This is a genomic window from Clostridium sp. MD294, from assembly GCF_000364165.2.
Classification (GTDB): Bacteria; Bacillota; Clostridia; order Lachnospirales; family Anaerotignaceae; genus Coprocola.
Genome location: NZ_CP097810.1, coordinates 1,598,896 through 1,620,809, shown reverse-complemented (window position 1 = coordinate 1,620,809; position 21,914 = coordinate 1,598,896). Strand labels below are relative to the sequence as shown.

The following is a 21,914-nucleotide window of genomic DNA, read 5'->3' as shown; positions in this document are numbered from 1 at the left end:
AGCCTTTTCACACATTTTTATTAATATTTGCTCATATCATCTACTACAAAATTATAGTCTTCTTCTGGTTCTATATTTAATGTAATGGCATTATTTTCCATGCCATCACACTGAAATTTTGTTATCAATCTTCTCATATCAGCTGCCTGTGCAGACAATTCTTCACTGGCTGCTGCACTTTCTTCACTTGTTGCTGAGTTTGTTTGAACTACAGCAGAAATTTGTTCAACACCAATTGTAACATTACTTACAGCAGTTGCTTGTTTTTCACTTGCTTCTGCAATAGTATCAATCAATGTAACAACTTCTTTTGTTACAGAAACAGCTTCTTCTAATGTTTTTGCTGTTTCTTCTGCAATTCTAGAGCCATTTCCTACTGCTTTTACAGTATCTCCTATCAATATTGTTGTACTACTTGCAGCTTCTCCAGATTTTCCTGCCAAATTTCTAACTTCATCTGCTACAACAGCAAATCCTTTTCCTGCTGTACCTGCTCTTGCTGCTTCTACTGCAGCATTGAGTGCAAGTATATTTGTTTGGAATGCAATATCGTCAATTGTTTTAATGATTTTAGAAATTTCTTGTGATTTCTCTGTAATTTCATTCATTGCTGTCATCATTTCGTGCATTTGTTCATTGCTAATATCAATTTGGTCGCCTGCTTTTTGTGATTTTTTACTTGCTTCTCTCGCATTTTCTGCATTCTTTGTAATTTGTTGTGATATTTCTGTAATGGTTGCAGAAAGTTCTTCTACAGAGCTTGCTTGTTCTGTAGCACCTTGTGCTAATGCCTGAGAACCACTAGATACTTGTTCTGCATTTGCAGACACTTTATTTGCTGTGTCATTTACTCTTACAATCGTATCAGACATATTTCTGGATAATGTTTCAATAGCACTTTGAATATCTCTAAACTCTCCATTAAAATCTTGTGACAAATGTACTGTAAAATTTCCGTTTGCCATTTCTCCTGTTACTAAACTAATATCTGCTATATAAGAAGCAAGTGTCTTTAATGATAATCTAACATCATCTGCAAGTTCTCCTATAACATCTGTGGATTGATATTCAATTTCTCCACTTAAATCACCTTCAGACATTTTTCTTGCTACTTTTTGTACTTCTCTAATAGGTTCTGTAATACTTCTTGTAATAAATATAGCAAATATTAATGAAATTATAATGCTTGCAATAAGTAAAACAGTTACAAACAATGAAGCTGCTGTTGCACTTCTTTCATTACTTGTTAAGGCATCTGTTTGTTGTGTATGTAAATCATTTTCCAATATTTCAGCCATTTCTGCCGACTCTGCCAAAAGAGGAATACAGCTATTAATCAATAAATCTTTTGCTTCTTCATCAGCATGGGCTTGTAAATACAATATTACCCTATCCGCTTCCGAAATCCATGTTATTACCTTATCATAATACTGATTTACTTCACTTATTGAATTACCATATTTTTGTTTTAATGTAGTAAGCTCTTCTTCTAAATCTGCCTGTGTTTCTCTAAATTTCGCTTCATATTGTGAATAATCATCTTGTATAATCATATCACGTACATATTTTCCTAAAATGTTTAAATGTAATCTTGCTCTTATCAATGTTGTCGTATCAGTTATTGGTCCATTAATTGTTGTTTGATAATTATTACTTATACTAGATAATGAAAAAATAGAAATTATTGTCATAACTGCAGATAGTACAATTACGCATATAAAACCACCCAAAAGTCTACTTTTAATACTTAACTTTCTCACTGACAATCCCCCTCTTGATTATTATGCTATTCATTTATTTCTGTCACTATTTGACCAGAATATTAACAGAAATTTCAATCAAGTAAATTTTAGCACTTGGCTATAACATTGTCAATAGATTTCATTTTTCTTTTTATGTTGTCGAAACTGATTTTATTTGTGTATTTGAAAAATTTTTTCTGCTGCAACAATACCATCAATGGCTGCTGATACAATCCCTCCAGCATAGCCAGCACCTTCTCCTACAGCATAAAGTCCACTTACAGAAATGCTTTGTATTTGCTTATTTCTTACAATTCTAACAGGAGAGGAACTTCTACTCTCTACTGCACTAATTACAGCATAATCCGCATCAAATCCTTTTAATTTTTTTCCAAATTCTGGTATGGCTTCTTGCAATGCTTCTGTGATAAATTGAGGAAGTATTTCCGCTATATTACAAAAACATACTTCAGAGGGACAACTACTTTGTATTTCTCCCCAATTTTGAGAACACTTTTGTTTTAAAAAATCCCCTAATAGCTGTACAGGTACAGCACCATTTGCTTTCTGAAATGCTTTTTGTTCTAATTCTCTTTGCAAATACATACCAGCTAAAGGCTCATCATTTCCAAAATCTTGAGGAAAAACTTGTACTAAAATTGCACTATTAGCATTAACACCATCTCTTTTATATTCACTCATACCATTTATAGCAGTATATCCTTTTTCAGAAGAAGCATTTACAACATATCCTCCTGGACACATACAAAATGTATATACTGCTCTACCTTTTTGAGTAGTATAAGTAAGTCTATAGTCTGCTGGAGGGAGCTGTTTTGCTTTTTCTCTATATTGTACTTCATTTATCATTTGCTGTTTATGTTCTATTCTAATGCCCATTGCAAAAGGTTTTTGCTCCATATAAATCCCTTTTTTATTTAAAAGTTCATACATATCTCTTGCACTATGTCCTGTTGCTAACACTACTGCTTCTGTATTAATTCTTTCTTCATCATTTACTATAACACCTTTTATATTTCTTTGTGCTATTTTTAAATCAGTTACTTTACTACAAAATCGAACTTCACCCCCTAATGCTATAATTTTTTTTCTAATATTTTTTACTATAGTTTTTAATTTATCTGTACCAATATGCGGTTTATTATCATACAATATTTGAGGCGGTGCACCTGCTTCTACAAATTCTTCAAGCACTTTTCTAGAACGTATATCTTTACTCCTTGTTGTTAATTTTCCGTCTGAAAATGCTCCTGCTCCTCCTTCTCCAAACTGTACATTGCTTTCTGTATTCAATTCCTTTTTTTTCCAAAACAATTCTACTGTTTTTGTTCTGTTATCAATATCTTCTCCTCTTTCTAATATAATCGGTTTTAGTCCCATTTCTGCAAGCAAAAGACCTGCAAACATTCCTGCTGGCCCAAACCCCACTACAACAGGTCTTGTATTTAAAAGCGATTTTCCTTGAGGAAAATAATATGTCATATCAGGCGTTATTGTTACATCTTTTGTTCTGATACGCTCTAATACTTTTTTTTCATTTTTTAGTTTAACATCTACTGTATAAACATAGTGAATGTTTTCTTTTTTTCTTGCATCTAATGCTTTTTTATAAATACTTTGTTCTAATATTTCCTCTGCATTGATATGCAGCTTTTTTACAATTTTTTGTTTTAATTCACTTTCATTTTCTTCTATTTTTAATTTAATTTCTCCCACTCTTATCATATCATGTTATTATCCTCTCACTATTGTTATTCTTTTTTTATAGTATATTGTTTGCTCCATTTTGAAAAATACACCAATATCACTATCATTACTGCAAAAAATAATATTGCACTATATTTTCCTACTAAATATCGTTGTACTATTTTTTCAAACAATATAAATAACACACCAATAAATAATTCAATTTTACCTAATCCTTTGGTATATTCTATTTTTTTTTGTTCTATAATACCCTTTTTTTTATCTGCAAATTTTTCTGTCATAAAAAAATCTCTTATCCCTTGAAAAATCCATACTACTCCAAAAAGCGTCAATATTCCTACCATTTTTTTGCTAGTCCTCCTGCATATTTTATTTCATTATAGTATAACATATTTTTATGCAATGTTTAAATTCTTTTTTAACACTGCAGTATTATTTATGTTCTTTATTTTAAACAAAAATTTTATGTTTTATTTGTATATTAACATTGACGAAAAAATGTAATTTTTATATACTAAATATATTAATATTATATCATTTGAAATAGCATTTCATAAATTGCTCCTGTGCATTTATGCTATCTATTTCTATAAAGAAAGAAGGTATTTTTATGAATGTACAAGAAAAAAAGCCTATTTATGTCATAGGACATAAAAATCCAGACACAGACTCTATTTGTTCCGCCATTTCTTACGCTCATCTAAAAAATAAAATCAGTAGCAATACCTACATTCCTATGAGAGCGGGTCAAGTGAGCAATGAAACAAAATTTATATTAGAAACATTTGGTATAGAAAGTCCTCAGCTTATCACAGATGTTGCAACACAAGTAAAAGACCTTTCTATCAAAAAGCCACAAGGCCTTTCTCGTAATACTTCTTTACAAAAAGCTTGGACACTTATGCGTGATACAAAAGATGCTACTATGCCTGTTATTGGTAAAAATGGAGAATTAGAAGGTATTATTGCATTAAAAGACATTGCAACGGCAAATATGGACGTATATGAAACACATATACTTTCTTTATCCAAAACACCTTACAAAAATATATTAGAAACCATTGACGGCACTATGGTAGTAGGTGATGAAAATGGCTTTGTAGAACAAGGTAAACTTTTAATTGGTGCAGCAAATCCTGACCTTTTAGAAAGCTATGTAGAAGAAGGTGACATATTAGTTACAGGAAATCGTTACGAGTCACAACTTTGTGGTATTGAAATGGAAGCAGGTTGTATTATTGTTTGTATGGGAGCTCCTATTTCTAAAACAATACAAAAACTTGCTTCACAGCATAATTGTCGTATAATTAGTACTCCTCATGATACATACATGGTAGCAAGGCTAATTAGCCAAAGTACTCCTGTAGGTTATTTTATGAAAACAAGCAAACTGTTCACGTTTAAAACAGAAGACTTTGTAAATGACATTAAAAGTGCTGTAGCAAAAATAAGACATAGAGAATTTCCTATATTAGATAGTGATGGTAATTATTGTGGTATGCTTTCCCGTCGTTCTCTTATTGACATGGATAAAAAGAAAGTTATTATGGTAGACCATAACGAAAGGTCACAAGCAGTAGATGGCATTGATGATGCAGAAATACTCGAAATTATTGACCATCATAAAATAGGCACAATAGAAACAATTGCCCCTGTATATTTCCGCAATCAGCCTGTAGGTTGTACTGCTACTATTGTTTATCAAATGTATTGTGAAAATGAAGTAGAAATTGAACCTAATATTGCAGGTCTTTTGTGTTCTGCTATTATATCAGATACACTTATGTTCCGCTCTCCAACTTGCACACAAGCAGATAGGCAAGCCGCAGGTGCATTAGCAAATATTGCAAAAATTGATATTGCACTTCATGCAGCAGAAATGTTTAGAGCAGGTAGTGCTTTGCAGGACAAAACAGAAGAAGAAATTTTTTATCAGGATTTCAAAAAATTCAGCACAGAAGATATTAATTTTGGTGTTGGTCAAGTTTCTTCTATGGATAAACAAGAACTGGAAGCTTTGCAGCCAAAAATTGAAGAATATATGCTTTCTCATTTAGAAAAAACAGGATTAAATATGCTTTTCTTCTTACTAACAGACATTATAGAGGAGTCTTCTATTACTGTATTTGTTGGTGAACATTCACCAGAAATTATGAAATCTGCTTTTAAAGCAGAATTTCCAGAAGGACAAAATTATTCTTATTTAAAAGGTGTTGTTTCCAGAAAAAAACAACTTATACCGAAATTGATGGCAGCATTACAACAATAATGCACAAACCCGTATGTAATATTTTTACTACATACGGGCTTTTTATTATTGTACATCTGTTATTGTTTCTGCTCCATTTTCACGATAAGTATATACTGTAAAACCGTTATATTTCCACTCACCGTCTTCTCCTTCTCCTAAACAACTAGGAGAATAATCAGTAGAAGAAGGGCTTCCTATTGCTCCTTGCAAACTACTTGCACTCTGACCTATGTAATCTATTGCAATTTGTTTTGTATCTTTTGCTGGTGCTGCTTTTTGTGCAGGTTCTGCTGGTGTTGCTGGCTCAGCACTTTGTACCTCTGCTGGTGTTGCCTGTTGTGCAGACTGTGCTGGTGTTGCACCTTCTGATTGTTCTGCACTTTGTGCAGGTGTTGCTTGCGTTGTTTGTGCCTGTTGTGCAGGTTCTGCTGGTGTTGCTTTTTGTGTTTGTTGTGGTGTTTCCGCTTTTTCTGCTGGTGTTGCTTTTTCAGCTTGTTCTGGCTTTTGTGCCGGTTCCGCTTTGTCTGCCTCTTGTGCCTTTTCTGCTGGTTCTGCTTTTTTTACTTCTTTTTCATTTTGTTTTTCTTCTGCACTATTTGTTTGTTCTATTTCTTCTATTTGCTGTGGTGCTTCGCCTCCACTTCCACAAGAAGTCAATATCATAGTACTACAAAAAACCGCTGTTAACAACATAATTACTTTTTTCACTTTAATACTCCCTCTCTATGAAACATTTATATTATAAAAACAGCTTGCAAATCCGTTTTTATTCCTTCTGGTACATAAGCAGTAAATACTTGTCCAGTTTGCTCTTGTGTTGTTACAAAAGCTTCATAAATTTGGTTTTGCCACTGTATATATACTTTTCCTTTTTTGTGTATTGTTCCCTTAACACAGCTATATCCCTCTAAATCACTTTGTTCTACTACAACATCAGAAACATCTATTTGCTGTAACTGTGTGATATATTGTTGTGATACAGGTGATGGAAAAATAGGGGCATATTTTGCCAAATTTGAAATATTTCTTTCCACAATTTCTACAATTACTACATCTGCATTAACTTGCTGCATTACAGTTAAATTGTATGGCACTTTTCTGGAAAAACGGCTATGCCCAAAACTATCTGCCATAAAAGGATAGAGTGCATTGCCAAAAGAGTCCCGAAACATTAACAAAGAATGTTGTTTTGTTTCATTTATGGTATCAATTTGTATGTCATCTGGGGAATGAATTTCATTTTCTGCTTCAAATACAAATTCCCTTTCAAACACAACATTATTGTCCAATTCTTTTCCCATAGGATACAGCATTTCATATAAATCGCCTTTATGATTTTTTACAATGCTATACGGCTCATAATACCATTTTACATCATGTTCTATTTCTAATGCTTCTAATATAGTATCTCTAGCCAATGCTGCACCTTTGTTATTCCAATGAGAGTCTAATTTATGATACAATATTTCCTCTTTTTCACCAAATACAGCAAAAAAATCAATGTAATTTATATTTTGTTTTTGTAATGCCAACATCAATTTTTGAGCATTACTTTGTTCTGAAAACTTTTCTCCTAATTCTGGCATATATTGCCCATACAAACTATTTTTATTTGGTGCAATAAAAAATAAAAACTTTGCTCCTTGTGCTTCCACATATTGCTGCATCATATTGATATTGTTTGCAATAATTTCTATTTCTGCATCAGACAAAACATTTTTTCTGAAATAATTGTCCTCTGTATCTTTATAATACAGCCAACCCTCTTTACCTAATATAACATCTTTTGATGCAGAAGTATGAAATACTTTTGACAATATACTATTATGCACTGTAATCAACTCTGCTCTAAAAGCACTATGGTCGCTTACATAGTCTGTTACATTTTGCAAATAATTTTTATTGATGCCACCTTCTGGCAATTTTAGCAAGGGCTTAGGAGTTAATATTTCATTTGCTCTCGTTTTTGGTTGTTCTGTAAAAAACATTCCTACTGAAAGAAATATACAAATTGTCATAAAAAATATTATAAAAAAACTATATAAACCATTTTTATTCATAATTACAACACCTAAAATTGAAAATAAATAAAAGGATTAAATGTAGATGCAGACAAATCTATTACACTCCACACTAAAAGTATCATAGCAAATACATAACTTCCACATTCTACAACATTTTTTGTTACAATGCCTTTTTGATACAATTTGGGTACAATGCCTAAACAAGCTACTACACAAATCAACAATATAAATACTGTATAATGAGAAAGCAGTTGTTTAAAAAGCAATGTACTTTCTAATGTAACAGAAGATATTATAAACATTTTTGTTATCATACTAGCTGCTTGATATAAGTTTTCACTTCTAAAAAGTACAAAACCTATTGTTACAATCAGCATAGTATAAATATGTCCTATTACTTTTCCTTTCATTTTGTGAATGGGTATACTATTTGATTGCTCCAGCACAGAAAAAAGTCCATGAAAAAGTCCCCACAATATAAATGTTACATTTGCACCATGCCAAAATCCTGTTGCAAAAAACACTATCAATTTATTAATACCTGTTCTAAACCTTCCTAGCTGATTTCCTCCTAAAGGAATGTACAAATAATCTCTAAACCAAGAGGACAAAGAAATATGCCATCTCCTCCAAAATTCTTTAATACTATCGGCAGTATAGGGATAATTGAAATTCTCTTTAAAATGAAAACCAAATACTTTACCCAAGCCTATCGCCATATCACTATAACCACTAAAATCAAAATAAATTTGAAATACATAACAAATTGCACCTAGCCATGCTAAAGGCATATCAATTTGTGCTGTATTTAACTGAAAAACACTGTCTGCTACTAATCCCACTGTATTAGAAAGCAACAATTTTTTTGCTAAACCTATTGTAAAACGCCTTAGTCCTTCTGCTGTATTTTTTAATGTACAAACTCTATTGTCTATTTCATTTGAAATATCATGATATTTTATAATAGGCCCTGCTATAAGCTGAGGAAAAAATGAAATATACAAAAGTACTTTTAAAAAATTGTTTGTTCCCTCTGTACGATTTCTATATACATCTATCACATAAGAAATCCCTTGAAATGTGAAAAATGATATTCCTATAGGCAAAGGTATACCTGTTGTGGGAATATGGGTATGCAGTATTGTATTCAAACTTTCAATGAAAAAATCTGTATACTTAAATATGCAAAGCATACCAATATTCACAATAACAGCAAATGTAACAATATTTTTTCTTTTTGAAACACTGACATACTGTTTTGAAAGCAATATACCAAAAATATAATTACAAAAAACAGAAAATAAAAGCAATGGCAAATATTGCAGTTGTCCAAAAGCATAAAATACAATACTTGCTACTGTCAATATGATATTTCTGCAATTTTTATTCGGTATTATAAAATAAAGTAAAAATGTAATAGGGAAAAACCAATATAAAAATATGGCAGAACTAAAAACCATAATATACCACCCTTTTTACCATTTTACATATACAAAAGGTGCATCATTGTATGTCTTTTTATATAAATCATACTGTTGTCCACGCAATCTATATGCCATATCCATCTCTGTATCAAATAAATATGTTGTACCATTCATTTCAATTTCTACCCAGCCATGAGGAGAATGGTTGTGTCCTATTGTTCCAATAACAGCGTGTGCATCATAGCCTATTTGTTTGGCTAAATAATAATATAATGCTGCAAAACTGTAGCAGTTACCTTTGTGCATATCAATCATAGCTTCTGCATATTCTGCTTCCCAATCCAATTGCCCTTTTTGTACAAAAGGTCTTTTTATATATTTGTAATCATCTCTTACATAATCATACAATACACGAAGTTTTTGTTCTTGTGCCATGTCTTCACTTGTATGTAACATTACAATTTCAGAAAGTTTTTTATCTAATTCTGCATGATTTGTAGTATATACACCATTTTCATTAAATGTAAAATTACCTATTGTTTTATTTCTTGCTAAATCTCCATTTTCTTCTATATAATATAGTGTACCGTTTTGACTATAAAGTCCACAAGGAATATTTAAACTTTCTTTTTGAAAATCTGTCCAATTTTCTCCACTATCTGTCTTTTGATAGTCATGTACAACAGTAGCTTCTAAAATATCATAATATGCCCAATGTGATGGGGAAACATCAAAAAATTCTCTTATTCTGGTGTCTGTATTTTCTATGGTATTTTTATCTCCTGTTCTACCAAGCACTCTATTTAATATCACAACAGCTTCTTGCCTTTTTATAGCATTGTCTGGTAACACATTTTCTGTTGTACTAATCCAACCTCTTTTTGCTGCATTTGATATAGCATCTATTGCCCAATGCTCACTTGTTACATCAGTAAATGTCAATATTGTACCATCAGAAGGATATATTTTTGACAATATCGCTAAAAACTCTGCTCTTGTCATTTCTCTATTTGGCTCAAAATTTTCGCCATATCCTTCTACTAATCCCATTGTGGCAAGTGTACCTACTGCATCTGCATACCACTGTTGTGTATCTATATCTGAAAATGTTTTTTGAGGGGACTGTTTTTGTTTTAATAATATATATAATATTTGGCACGCTTCTGCTCTTGTTAATACCTTTTCTGGATAAAAATTTCCATTGCTTCCGTCCATATATTTTATATGTTTTTCTGTTTCTAATGCTATAGCACCTTCTATATTTTGTGATGGCTGCTGTGGCATTGTTGACATATCATAAACAGCAGTATATGCTACATTGCCAGATACTATTTGTGAAGCAATTTCTACTATTTCATTTTCTGCATTTTTCCAAGCAATAATTTGTTTTGCTTGTTTATTTTCAGTTGGTATATTTTGAGGTGTTTTTCCCGTATAAGTATATTCTCTAACAATTTCTGAATTGCCTAAATCATACAATATTTGGCACTGTTGTGCCTGCTGCCAAATTGCATATAATGTTATACTTTCTGTAACATCTTCTGGCAATTTTTGCACTGTAATTTCTTCCTCACTCAAAAACAAAACATCTGTACTTTCTTTTTCTATTCCCCAGCCTAAAAAAAAGCAGTCTTGTTTTGTCATATTATTTTGCTCTAATAAATATCCTTTTTCATTTGAAATAATAATGCTTTCTGGTGCTGTTCCTTCTGCACCATTTTCATCAAATGTTACAGTAACTGTTCTTTTTTGTTCCTCTTTTTGTTGTGTCTGTTCTGTTTGCTCTTGTTGTTGTTCTGTTTGTTCCTGTTGTTGTTCTGTTTGCTTTTGTTGTTGCCCTGTTTGTTCCTGTTGTTGTTCTGTTTGCTCTTGTTGTTGTGCTATTTGTTCCCCTTGTTGTTCAACTACATCTGTTTGTGTCTGTTCTGCCATTGCTGTCATTGGCAATAATGTTGTAGTAATACTTATAGTCAATAACAAAGCAAACGCCATTTTTGCTTTCATAACACTAATTTCCCCCTACTAAACCTCTCTAATACAAAAAAATCCTTAATAATACACACTTTTTTCATTATACAATTTTAGACATATTCTGTCAATATTTTTTACTATTATATTAGACAGTATACTTTTATAGTAGTCAAATATTTTTATATTTTGCATAAAAAAACACCTATTTAAAGTAATATAGGTGCTTTTTTTATTTTTCAATTATTTCGTTATATTTTTTGTTGCATTACTTCTAATAAGTCACTTAATGCAATATTTTCTACTGTACCTTGTTGCATTTGTTTGAGTTCTACACTATTTTTTTCTATTTCTGTATCTCCTATTACAACAGTATACATTGCATTGATTTTATTAGCATATTTCATTTGTGCTTTTACGCTTCTTTCTACAGTATCACATTCTGCATGAATACCAGCTTTTCTCATCTGCAATGTCAATGCTTGAGATTTTAACATTCCTTTTTCTCCCATAGCACCAATATATAGCATAACATCATTTTTTTGTTCTGACTGTCCATACTGTTTTTCTAGTATCATTACAAGGCGTTCTATTCCCATGCCAAAACCTACTGCTCCTGTTGGTTTTCCTCCACACTGTTCTACTAACTGGTCATAGCGGCCTCCTCCACATACTGTCAAACCATCTGACACAAATTCAAACACTGTTCTAGTATAATAATCCAATCCCCTTACAATTTTAGGGTCTATTGTAAAGGCAATATTCATTTCTTTCAATATTGTTTGTACTTTTTCAAAATGCTTTGTACATTCCTCATCTAAACAATCTAATACAGAAGGAGCATTTGCAATGACTTCTTGACAGCCTTTTTCTTTACAATCTAACACTCTTAAAGGATTTTTTAAATATCTTTGTTTACAAGTATCACAAAGCTTGTCTAAATGAGAAGCAATAAATTCTTTTAATTTTTGATTATAGCGGTTTCTACATTCTACACAGCCTAAACTGTTCAAACGTAATTCTACATTTTTAACACCTAACTGTTCTAACAATGTTGTTGCAACAGATATTGCCTCTGCATCTTGTGCCGCACTATAAGAGCCAAACATTTCTACACCAAACTGATGAAATTGTCTTTGTCTGCCTGCCTGCGTATTTTCACAGCGGAATGTAGGAGAAATATAATATAATTTTGTAGGTTGTGCTTGGTTGTGCATACCATGTTCAATATATGCTCTTACTGTTCCTGCTGTGCCTTCTGGTCTTAATGTCAAGCTTCTATTTCCGTCATCTGTAAATGTGTACATTTCTTTTTGTACAATATCCGTTGTTTCTCCTACTCCTCTAGCAAACAACTCTGTAAATTCAAATACAGGTGTTCTCATTTCTCCAATACCAAATACTGCACAAAGTTGACGCATTTTATATTCTAATTGTTGCCATTGTAATACTTCACTTCCATATAAATCTTTTGTTCCTTTTACTAGCTGAACCGCCAACGCAATCCCCTCCTAAATTTGAAAACCTTTTTTCTTTCTGTCTATCATTTCATCTATACGTGCAATATAATCATCTACACTTTTTACATTGAATATTCTTTCTACTCTATTTTGAGCAATATCTACTGTTTTGGTACTTGCTCCTGCTCCTGCTGCAAATACATTGTGCTTTTCTTCCATAATTTGTATATTGTATATACATTCTTTTGACTTGGCACAATATCCTACATTTTCAAAATTACCTACCATATTTTTTTGACGATACATATAATAGGGTTTCATATCCATTTTTTGAGCATATTCTGCCGCTATTGCAATCATTTTCTGCAATTGTTCTGCATCTGTAAGCGTATATAAATTAAAATTTTCTTTTAAACGAGAGGCTCTTTTTACTGCTAATGTATGTACTGTCAAATTATCTGGGAGAAGTTTTTCCATTTCTTTCATACTGTATTCTACATCTTTTACACTTTCCTGAGGTAAGCCTAATATCATATCCATATTGATAACATCAAAGCCTATTTCTCTTGCAGTAGCATAAATTTGTTTTATTTGTTCTACACTGTGTTTTCTTCCTATCAAATCCAATGTTTTTTGGTTCATTGTTTGAGGATTGATAGAAATTCTATTGACACCATATTCTTTCATAACACACAATTTTTCTTTTGTAATGGTGTCAGGTCTGCCTGCTTCTACACAAAACTCCAATGCCCCTTTTTTTATGTCAAAATTATTTGTCATAGTTTCAAAAAGCTGCTTCATTTGTTCTGCTGTAAGTGATGTAGGTGTTCCTCCTCCTACATATACTGTTTTTAAATCAAATGACTTAGTATATTCTCCTAAAAAATGCAACTCTTTATATAGTGCTTTCAAATACAATTCTACTTTATTTTGATATTGTGTAAGAGGATAAGAAGTAAAAGAACAATAAAGGCATCTTGTAGGGCAAAAAGGTATTCCAACATATAAACTTACATCATTTTGTTTATTTTTACTTAATATATCCCTTTCTGCCTTTGCTACTTCTAATGAAAGTTTTGCTTTTTGCTCTGTTACATCATACCCTTGTGTAAAATAACGCAGACATTGCTCCTCTGTATATCCTTTGTCTAAAAGTTCATTTATTGTTTTTGCAGGACGTACTCCTGTAATAAATCCCCATTGAGGGCGTATATTTGTTATTTGTTTTAATAGTTTATAAATAGAGCATTTTATTACTCTTTTTTTCTCTTTTTCAGATAAATTACTATTATCATATTCTACAAAAGAAATTTCTTTTTGTATACCATTTTCATAATATATAGCAACTGCTTTTTTCTGCTCTAATATACTTTTTATTGTAATACCATTTTGTTGTGGTTGCTCTACCATATAATAATGCAAATTAGGATAAAACACTTGTATGATTGTTTGTACATCGTGTTTCAATGTATGATTTTCTATTATAAAATATATCATATCATTCTTTCCTCAAATTAAAAATTCTTTTCACTATCAAGCAGTATTGTAACAGGGCCATCATTTACAATTTCTACTTTCATATCTGCCTGAAATTGTCCTGTTGCTACTTTTTTAATAGGCAATGTTTTTGCGTGTGCTACCAATTTGTCAAATATGCCACTTGCTACAGCAGGTGCTGCACCACTGGAATAGCCTGGACGTCTGCCTTTTCTGGCATCTCCATATAATGTAAAATTAGGTACAATCATAAGTTCACCTTCTATATCTAATAGTGAAAGGTTCATTTTTCCTGCTTCATCTTCAAATATTCTCATATTTATCACTTTATCAAGCATATATTCTATTACTTTGTCATCATCACTATCTAACATACCAAAAAGTACCATAATTCCCTTTCCAATTTCTCCTATTACTTTTCCCTCTACTGTCACACTTGCTCTTTGTACTCTTTGTAATACTGCTCTCATAATATCCTCCTATCAATTCGCTACACGTTCTATTTCTAATATATCATTTAATTTCATAAGCCTTTTTATAATTTTTTCTAGTTGTTCTTTTCCTTTTACTTCTATTGCTACATCAAATATTGCTGTATTTTTTGTTGTTTTAATAGTAAGCGATTTCACAGAAACATCTTCATCTGTAAATACTTTTGAAACTTCCATCATTAAGCCAACTCTATCTGTACCTACAATACGTATACCAGCTAAATAAGATACATTTGCCATACCTTTGCCTTCTACGTCCCATTCTGCTTCTATTAATCTATTTCTATCTTCTTCTGTCAAATTCATTACATTGATGCAGTCTGTTCTGTGTATTGTAACACCTCGCCCTCTTGTAACAAATCCTACAATTTCATCACCAGGCACAGGATTACAACATTTTGAAAATCTTACTGCAACATCTCCTATTCCTTTTACTACAACACCACTTTTACTTTTATATCTTTCTAATTTTTGTACAATATTACTATTGAAAGTATCTAGTAATGTATTTTCATCTTCTTGTTTTTTCTTTTCTCTCAAATATTCTTCTGCTAGTCTATTTGTTACTTGACCTTCTTTTACGCCACCATGTCCTACTGCAGCACAAAGTGCGTCCCAATCTCTAAAACCAAATTTATTTAATACAATTTGTATCCATTCTGTTTTTAAAAGTTCAGAAGGTACATAATTTTTCTTTTTCATGTCTTTATCAATGAGTTCTCTGCCTTTTAATATATTTTCCTCTTTAAATTCTTTTTTGAACCATTGATTGATTTTTGTTCTTGCTTGAGAACTTTTTACGGTATTGAGCCAATCTCTACTAGGGCCTTTTGAATTTTGAGAAGTTAATATTTCAATTCTATCACCATTTTGTATTTTATACTCAATAGAAACCATTTTATTATTTACTCTTGCTCCCACCATTTTATTGCCTATAGCACTGTGTATCATATAAGCAAAGTCTATTGTAGTAGAACCTTTTGGTAAACTAACCACTTTTCCCTGTGGTGTAAAAGCATATACTTGGTCATTAAATATATTCAAATCTAATTTAATGGTATCCAAATATTCTTTATTATCAGACATATCTTTTTGCCATTCCAATATTTGTCTTAGCCATGTCAATTTTGCTTGTTCGCTGTCGCCTTTTTTATTTGTGCCATTTTTTCCGCCTTCTTTATATTTCCAGTGTGCTGCAATACCATATTCACTAGTACGATGCATATCCCATGTTCTAATTTGCACCTCAAAAGGTTCTCCTTCTGGGCCTATAAGTGTATTATGCAAAGACTGATACATATTAGGCTTTGGCATAGCAATATAATCTTTAAATCTGCCTGGCATAGGTGTATACATAGTATGCACAACACCTAAAACACCATAGCAATCTCTTACTGTATCTACAATAGCCCTTACTGCAAACAAATCATAAATTTGGTCTAATGTTTTATTTTGATTTACCATTTTTTTATAAATGCTAAAAAAATGTTTACTTCTTCCTACTACCTTTCCATTTATACCAGACTGCTCCATTTTTTGTTTTAAATCATTTACAATAGACTTTACAAAATCTTCTCTTTCTATTTGTTTCCTTTCTATTTTTTCTTTCAAATCATAATAAGCATCTGGATTTAGATATTGAAAACAAAGGTCTTCCATTTCTGTTCTAATTTTAGAAATACCTAATCTATGTGCCAAAGGTGCATAAATATCAAGTGTTTCTTGTGCTTTTTCTCTTTGTTTGGCTTCTGTCATATAATTAAGTGTTCTCATATTGTGCAGACGGTCAGCCAATTTAATCAATATCACTCTAATATCTTTTGCCATAGCCATAAACATTTTTCTATAATTTTCTGCCTGCATTTCTTCTTTTGTAGAATAAGACAATTTTCCCAATTTGGTAACGCCATCTACAAGAATTGCTACTTCTTCACTAAAAAGTTCTACAATATCCTCATAAGTATAAGGAGTATCTTCTATAGTATCATGCAGTATACCTGCTGTAATAGTTTCTTTGTCTAGTTCCAACTCTGCTAATATATAAGCCACTTTTAAAGGGTGTATAATATAAGGTTCGCCAGATTTTCTTTTTTGGTCTTTATGTGCTTCTACCGCCAAATGATATGCCTTTTCAATAATATCAAACTCTTTTGTTGGGTGATAAGTATTCATTTTATTAATTAACTCTTTGTATAATTCTTCTTCTATCCTCACAAAATTCACCTCTCCAATTCTATACAAAAAGGACTTTTTTCAAAATACACATTATTTAAGTAAAAAGATTTTAAATATTATTATAATAATTTCTTTGTATACTTTCAATAGCGTTATGCTGCAAATTTATTGAAAATATCCCTTATCATACTTTAATGATAGTATTCTTTTTACTTTTTCATTTAGTTCCTGCTCTGACAAAGTTCCCTTTTTTACTGCGTTATAAACAGTATAATAAGATTTTTCCAGTTCAAAAGGCATCAATACCATATCTGCCCCTGCTTCTATTGCCTTAAGTGAAGTATCCTGTTGATTATATTCTGTAACTGCCCCCATATCTAAAGCATCTGTAATTATAATTCCTTTAAATTGTAATTTATTTCTTAACTGCTCTGTCAGCATTTCATAAGACAGAGAAGCAGGTAAGCCATCTGTTGTAGCATTTGGTGTTGTAATATGTCCTGCCATAACAAAATCTACATTTTGTTGTATAGCCTTTTGGAAAGGAAGCCATTCTATTTTTTCCATTTCCTCCAATGTATGATATGCTACAGCGATACCATTATGGCTATCTTCTATAGTATCGCCATGTCCTGGAAAATGTTTTACACAGGCACTAATGCCATTTTCATGTAATCCTTTTATAAAAGCGGTTGCCATTTCTGCTACTATTTGTGCATCACTAGAATAAGCTCTATCTCCTATTACTGTATTTTTTTCATTTGTATTCACATCTGCAACTGGTGCAAAATCTACATCAAATCCTAATTCTTTTAATTCACTTCCTATTGTTTTCCCAGCCTCATATGCTGTATTTGTATCATTACTATCTCCTATTATTTTTGCAGGAGGAATATCTTTTACTTTTAAATTTCCACTGGAATGTAAACGGCTTACTCTGCCACCTTCTTCATCTACTCCTATTAAAAGTGGTATATTGCTATGATTTCTATATTCTGCAATTAACTGTTTTGTCTGCTGTTCTGTATCAATATTCTCTCCAAATAACACCACGCCCCCTATATGATACTGTTGTATTGTTTTTTCTATGTCCTCATTCCATACTGTAATAGGTATATTTTTATCATCTCTTCTAAATGCACAGAAAAAAAGTTGTCCAACTTTTTGTTCTAGTGTCATATCTGCAATTTTTTGATTTAAAAAATCCTCCTTTATGTCTTTTATATCTTGTTCTGTCAATGCCTCATTTGTTTTCTGTTGTTGTGGTGGTACTATTTCTTGCTGCTGTTTACAGCCTAAAAGCCCTATGCTTATGCAATATAGCAACAATATAGAAAGTATCACTTTTTTCATAAAAACACCCCTTTCTAAATTTATATAATTTCATTATATCCTTTCTTATGAAAAAAGCATAGTAATTACTTTTTATTTTCTCATTTTTTTAGTATAATAAAATAATATTGTTTATTATTACAGCGTGTCGATAAAGTCGACACGCTAAGTCGAAAACAGATTTTCGACTTGTTTAAATAGAAGTATAAACAGCTTATTTCATAGGCTTAAAAGCCTTGAAACTCGCTGTTTTCCTCAGGCGAGCAAAGCTCGCCTTGCGGATTAGAATGGGGAGTTGTACTCCCCTATACCCCTTGCTTTTTACAGCAAAATGAGGTTTTTTGACAGATTGAAATAATATTATTTATTATCATGTTATACAGAAATATTTTGTTTACAGATATGATATATATTTGAAAACTTTTTATAAAAAATTTTACAGATTTTATATTCTATTATAGTATTATATTGGAGGCAATTTATGAAATTACAAAAACTATTAAGTTATGTTCGTCGTGCAGTAGAAGATTACAATATGATTGAACATGGTGACAAAATTGCAGTAGGCATCTCAGGAGGAAAAGACAGTATCTGTCTTTTATTAGCATTAAAAAATTTACAACGTTTTTATCCTAAACATTTCGAATTAGAAGCAATTACTGTTTCTTTAGGATTGCCTAATGCTAATTATGATGATATAAAACATTTTTGCCATGAAATTGGTGTAAATTACACTGTCGTAAATACAGACATAGCACAAATTATATTTGAAGAAAGAAAAGAAAAAAACCCTTGTTCACTTTGTGCTAAAATGAGAAAAGGAGCTTTAAATGATATGGCTGAACAACTAAATTGCAATAAAGTTGCTTTAGGTCATAACAAAGATGATGTTGTAGAAACATTTTTTATGTCATTGTTTTATGAAGGTCGTATCAACTGTTTTTCTCCTGTAAGTTTTTTAGACAGAAAACAAATTTATTCCATTCGTCCTCTTATGTATGTACCAGAACCAGAAATAAAAGGATTTATACAAAAAAGTGGTATTTCTATTGTAAAAAATCCTTGTATTGCTGATGGTAATACCAAAAGACAAGAAACAAAACAACTACTTCAATCTCTTTCAAAAGATTATAAAAATTTGCAGCAAAAAGTATTTGGTGCAATACAACGTTCTGATATAAAAGGTTGGAAATTAAAATAAATAAAGTTTAAATTGTTATGTTATAGAAATTTTATTCATATATAAATTAGAAATAGAAAGGAAGTTATTCTGTGAGTACTTATCACGAACAGCAAAAAAGAAATGATACCATACGTTTACGTGCTATATTAGAGGAGTGTCCTTATTTTTTAGGAGAATTTTTCAGAGCAATGGCTAATACAGCATCTATTAAAACACGTGTGGTATATGCTTATGATTTAAAAATATTTTTTACATATATTTCGCAATATCATCAAAAATTAAAAGGAACTTCATTAGAAGATATGACATTAAATTGTTTAAATGAAATTAATGCAGACGATATTGAAGGTTTTTTAGAATATTTAACGTACTATCAAAAGCCTGACCCTCTTTGTCCAGAAAAAATGATTGAAATTCAAAACGATGCAGAGGGAAAAACACGCAAATTAGCTGCTGTTAGAACAATGTATCAATTTTTTTATAAAAAACAAAAAGTATCTTCTAATCCTGCCGCTATTGTAGATGCTCCCAAAATACACAAAAAACAGATTATTTACTTAGAACCTGATGAAGTAGCCAATCTTTTAGATTTAGTAGAAAATTGTAATACAGATGCTATGTCACATACACAAAAGGCTCACATAGCCCACAGCCAAAAAAGAGATTTGGCACTTATTTCACTTTTTTTAGGTACAGGTATGCGTGTTTCAGAATGTGTAGGTATTGACTTAAATGATATTGATTTTAGAAACAACAGTGTAAAAGTTATTCGTAAAGGTGGCAATGAGTCAATACTTTATTTTAATGAAGAAGTACAACACGCTTTATTAGATTACATTGCTCAAAGAGAAAAACAAAAAAATAAAGCAGAACAAGAACAAGCTCTTTTTCTCTCAAACAGAGGGACTCGTATTACAGTACGTGCTGTTGAAAATATTGTTAAAAAATACTCTCGTATTGCATCGCCTTCTAAAAAAATATCTCCTCACAAATTACGCAGCACATATGCTACTTCTCTTTATCAAGAAACTGGAGATATTTATTTAGTAGCAGATGCCTTAGGACATTCTGACATAAACACTACTCAAAAACATTATGCGGCAATGGGAGAAAATCGTCGTCGTAGTGCTCCAAAATATGTCAAACTTCGTAAAAATTAACTAGAAATCATGAAAGGAGTGATTTTTTGAAATATACAAACACTTATATAAAAAATATCAAAAACAAATTACAAAATAATACACCAAAACCTATTATGAAATATCTTCCTTCTGCCGTTATGCTTTTACTTTTTTGTATTGATGATGAAATTCATTTACTTTTTACCAAACGTTCAGAAAAACTACTTCACCAGCCTGGTGATATTAGTTTTCCTGGAGGCAGAGGAGAAAATAATGAAACGCCCCTTCAAACTGCATTGCGTGAAACACAGGAAGAACTAGGCATTTCTCCTGATAACATTGCAGTACTTGGTTGTATGGATTTTGTATTGACAACATTTGGTACTATAATCATGCCATTTGTAGGATTTGTTTCAGGTATCAATATAAAAGATATTCATTTCAGCAAAGAAGAAGTAGACGAAATATTCACTGTACCAATTTCTTTTTTTAAACAAACAGAACCTGAAATACATTATTTATATTTTTCTCCTTTTACAAAAGAAGATTTTCCTTACGAGCGTATTCATGGAGGAAAAAATTATACTTTTGCTACCCCCAAAATACCGGAATTATTTTATCAATATCAGCAATATACTATTTGGGGCATTACTGCACAAATTACACATCATGCTATTACATCGCTTTTTTCATAAAGCAATTATAATGTGTTTTTTATATTGTGTTCAAAAGGAATACTATAGCCCTTTTGAACACAAATATATTTTATATAACCATTTTAGAAGTAATAGAAGTGTCCTTTTGTTAACATGATATACTTTGTCCCATTTTCTTTATATGATATTGTCTTTTTCTACTTTCTTTACATTGCAACTTTTTATTTCTTTGGCTTTTCTATAAAATGTAGAAGTACTAATGCCTAATTCTATACTTACCTCACAGGCAGATAATTCTTTATTTCTCCATCTTTCTACTATAGATAAAAAGTCCTGTGGTAATTCCTTTTCTGGCCTTCCAAATTTCATACCTCTTGCTTTTGCTGCGGCAATTCCCTCCGCTTGTCTTTGACGTATATTCTCTCTCTCATTCTGTGCTACAAAAGAAAGCAACTGCAATACCAAATCAGAAATTAATGTCCCTAATAAATCTTTGCTCTTACTTGTATCCAGCAAAGGCATATCCAACACACGAATATCTACTTTTTTTTCTTTTGTTAAATACTTCCACTGCATAATGATTTCTTCATAATTCCTTCCTAGCCTGTCAATACTTTTAATTACAATTAAATCTCCTTCCTTTACCTTTTCGACCATTCTATGATAAGCTGGTCTATTAAAATCTTTTCCTGACTGCCAGTCTATAAATGTATTACTCCTTTTCACTCCCTGTTCTTTTAATGCCTTTACTTGTCTTATTTCATTTTGTTCTTTTGTGGAAACACGAATGTATCCAAATAATTTTTTTGACATCTTCTTCACCTCCACAATTAGTCTATCAAATACCCTCCCTTTTTTTATT

17 protein-coding genes are annotated in these 21,914 nt (G+C 31.4%); 4 read left to right on the top strand and 13 right to left on the bottom strand.

Translation table 11 applies throughout. The features are described from left to right. Nucleotides 1-20 precede the first annotated feature (20 nt). The 3 genes from C820_RS08030 to C820_RS08020 all read right to left on the bottom strand — a co-directional run bounded on the left by C820_RS08030 (nt 21) and on the right by C820_RS08020 (nt 3,814). A complete protein-coding gene (locus C820_RS08030) occupies nt 21-1,760 on the bottom strand; it encodes a methyl-accepting chemotaxis protein (protein ID WP_004034990.1) in 1,740 nt (579 codons plus the stop codon). A 153-nt stretch (nt 1,761-1,913) separates the two neighbouring features. Next, a complete protein-coding gene (locus C820_RS08025) occupies nt 1,914-3,488 on the bottom strand; it encodes an NAD(P)/FAD-dependent oxidoreductase (RefSeq protein ID WP_004034992.1) in 1,575 nt (524 codons plus the stop codon). Between the two features lie 26 nt (nt 3,489-3,514). Continuing rightward, a complete protein-coding gene (locus tag C820_RS08020) occupies nt 3,515-3,814 on the bottom strand; it encodes a hypothetical protein (RefSeq protein ID WP_004034994.1) in 300 nt (99 codons plus the stop codon). 266 nt (nt 3,815-4,080) lie between these two features. On the opposite strand from C820_RS08020, the gene C820_RS08015 reads away from it, so the two are divergent. Then, nucleotides 4,081-5,739 (top strand): putative manganese-dependent inorganic diphosphatase, encoded by a 1,659-nt coding sequence (locus C820_RS08015; protein WP_004034996.1) that lies wholly within the window; start codon nt 4,081-4,083, stop codon nt 5,737-5,739. 45 nt (nt 5,740-5,784) lie between these two features. On the opposite strand, the gene C820_RS08010 is transcribed toward C820_RS08015, so the two are convergent. The 9 genes from C820_RS08010 to nagZ all read right to left on the bottom strand — a co-directional run bounded on the left by C820_RS08010 (nt 5,785) and on the right by nagZ (nt 18,113). Next, nucleotides 5,785-6,429 (bottom strand): hypothetical protein, encoded by a 645-nt coding sequence (locus C820_RS08010; protein WP_004035004.1) that lies wholly within the window; start codon nt 6,427-6,429, stop codon nt 5,785-5,787. A 26-nt stretch (nt 6,430-6,455) separates the two neighbouring features. Next, a complete protein-coding gene (locus C820_RS08005) occupies nt 6,456-7,781 on the bottom strand; it encodes an alginate O-acetyltransferase AlgX-related protein (RefSeq protein WP_004035006.1) in 1,326 nt (441 codons plus the stop codon). Between the two features lie 11 nt (nt 7,782-7,792). Beyond that, nucleotides 7,793-9,205: an MBOAT family O-acyltransferase gene (locus C820_RS08000; protein WP_004035007.1), complete on the bottom strand. Its 1,413-nt coding sequence runs from the start codon at nt 9,203-9,205 to the stop codon at nt 7,793-7,795. Between the two features lie 15 nt (nt 9,206-9,220). Further along, on the bottom strand, nt 9,221-11,173 hold the full coding sequence (locus C820_RS07995) for an S-layer homology domain-containing protein (protein WP_004035009.1): 1,953 nt from the start codon (nt 11,171-11,173) through the stop codon (nt 9,221-9,223). Between the two features lie 215 nt (nt 11,174-11,388). Further along, nucleotides 11,389-12,636: a histidine--tRNA ligase gene (gene hisS / locus C820_RS07990; protein ID WP_004035012.1), complete on the bottom strand. Its 1,248-nt coding sequence runs from the start codon at nt 12,634-12,636 to the stop codon at nt 11,389-11,391. Between the two features lie 12 nt (nt 12,637-12,648). Then, nucleotides 12,649-14,094: a coproporphyrinogen dehydrogenase HemZ gene (gene hemZ, locus C820_RS07985; RefSeq protein ID WP_004035014.1), complete on the bottom strand. Its 1,446-nt coding sequence runs from the start codon at nt 14,092-14,094 to the stop codon at nt 12,649-12,651. 17 nt (nt 14,095-14,111) lie between these two features. After that, entirely contained in the window at nt 14,112-14,564 is a 453-nt protein-coding gene (gene dtd / locus C820_RS07980; RefSeq protein ID WP_004035016.1) for a D-aminoacyl-tRNA deacylase, read from the bottom strand. Nucleotides 14,565-14,576: 12 nt separating this feature from the next. Then, on the bottom strand, nt 14,577-16,799 hold the full coding sequence (locus C820_RS07975; protein WP_004035018.1) for a RelA/SpoT family protein: 2,223 nt from the start codon (nt 16,797-16,799) through the stop codon (nt 14,577-14,579). Nucleotides 16,800-16,925: 126 nt separating this feature from the next. Beyond that, on the bottom strand, nt 16,926-18,113 hold the full coding sequence (gene nagZ, locus C820_RS07970; RefSeq protein WP_004035020.1) for a beta-N-acetylhexosaminidase: 1,188 nt from the start codon (nt 18,111-18,113) through the stop codon (nt 16,926-16,928). 460 nt (nt 18,114-18,573) lie between these two features. Here nagZ and C820_RS07965 point away from each other — a divergent pair, with 460 nt between their 5' ends. The 3 genes from C820_RS07965 (at nt 18,574) to C820_RS07955 (ending at nt 21,091) form a co-directional block, all read left to right on the top strand. After that, a complete protein-coding gene (locus tag C820_RS07965; protein ID WP_004035022.1) occupies nt 18,574-19,293 on the top strand; it encodes a tRNA 2-thiocytidine(32) synthetase TtcA in 720 nt (239 codons plus the stop codon). A 71-nt stretch (nt 19,294-19,364) separates the two neighbouring features. Further along, on the top strand, nt 19,365-20,435 hold the full coding sequence (locus C820_RS07960) for a tyrosine-type recombinase/integrase (RefSeq protein WP_004035023.1): 1,071 nt from the start codon (nt 19,365-19,367) through the stop codon (nt 20,433-20,435). A gap of 26 nt (nt 20,436-20,461) precedes the next feature. After that, complete coding sequence (locus C820_RS07955; RefSeq protein ID WP_004035025.1) at nt 20,462-21,091, top strand: NUDIX hydrolase; 630 nt, start codon at nt 20,462-20,464, stop codon at nt 21,089-21,091. Nucleotides 21,092-21,229: 138 nt separating this feature from the next. On the opposite strand, the gene C820_RS07950 is transcribed toward C820_RS07955, so the two are convergent. After that, nucleotides 21,230-21,865, bottom strand: coding sequence for a recombinase family protein (locus tag C820_RS07950; RefSeq protein WP_004035026.1), 636 nt, complete (start codon nt 21,863-21,865; stop codon nt 21,230-21,232). Between the last annotated feature and the right edge of the window lie 49 nt (nt 21,866-21,914).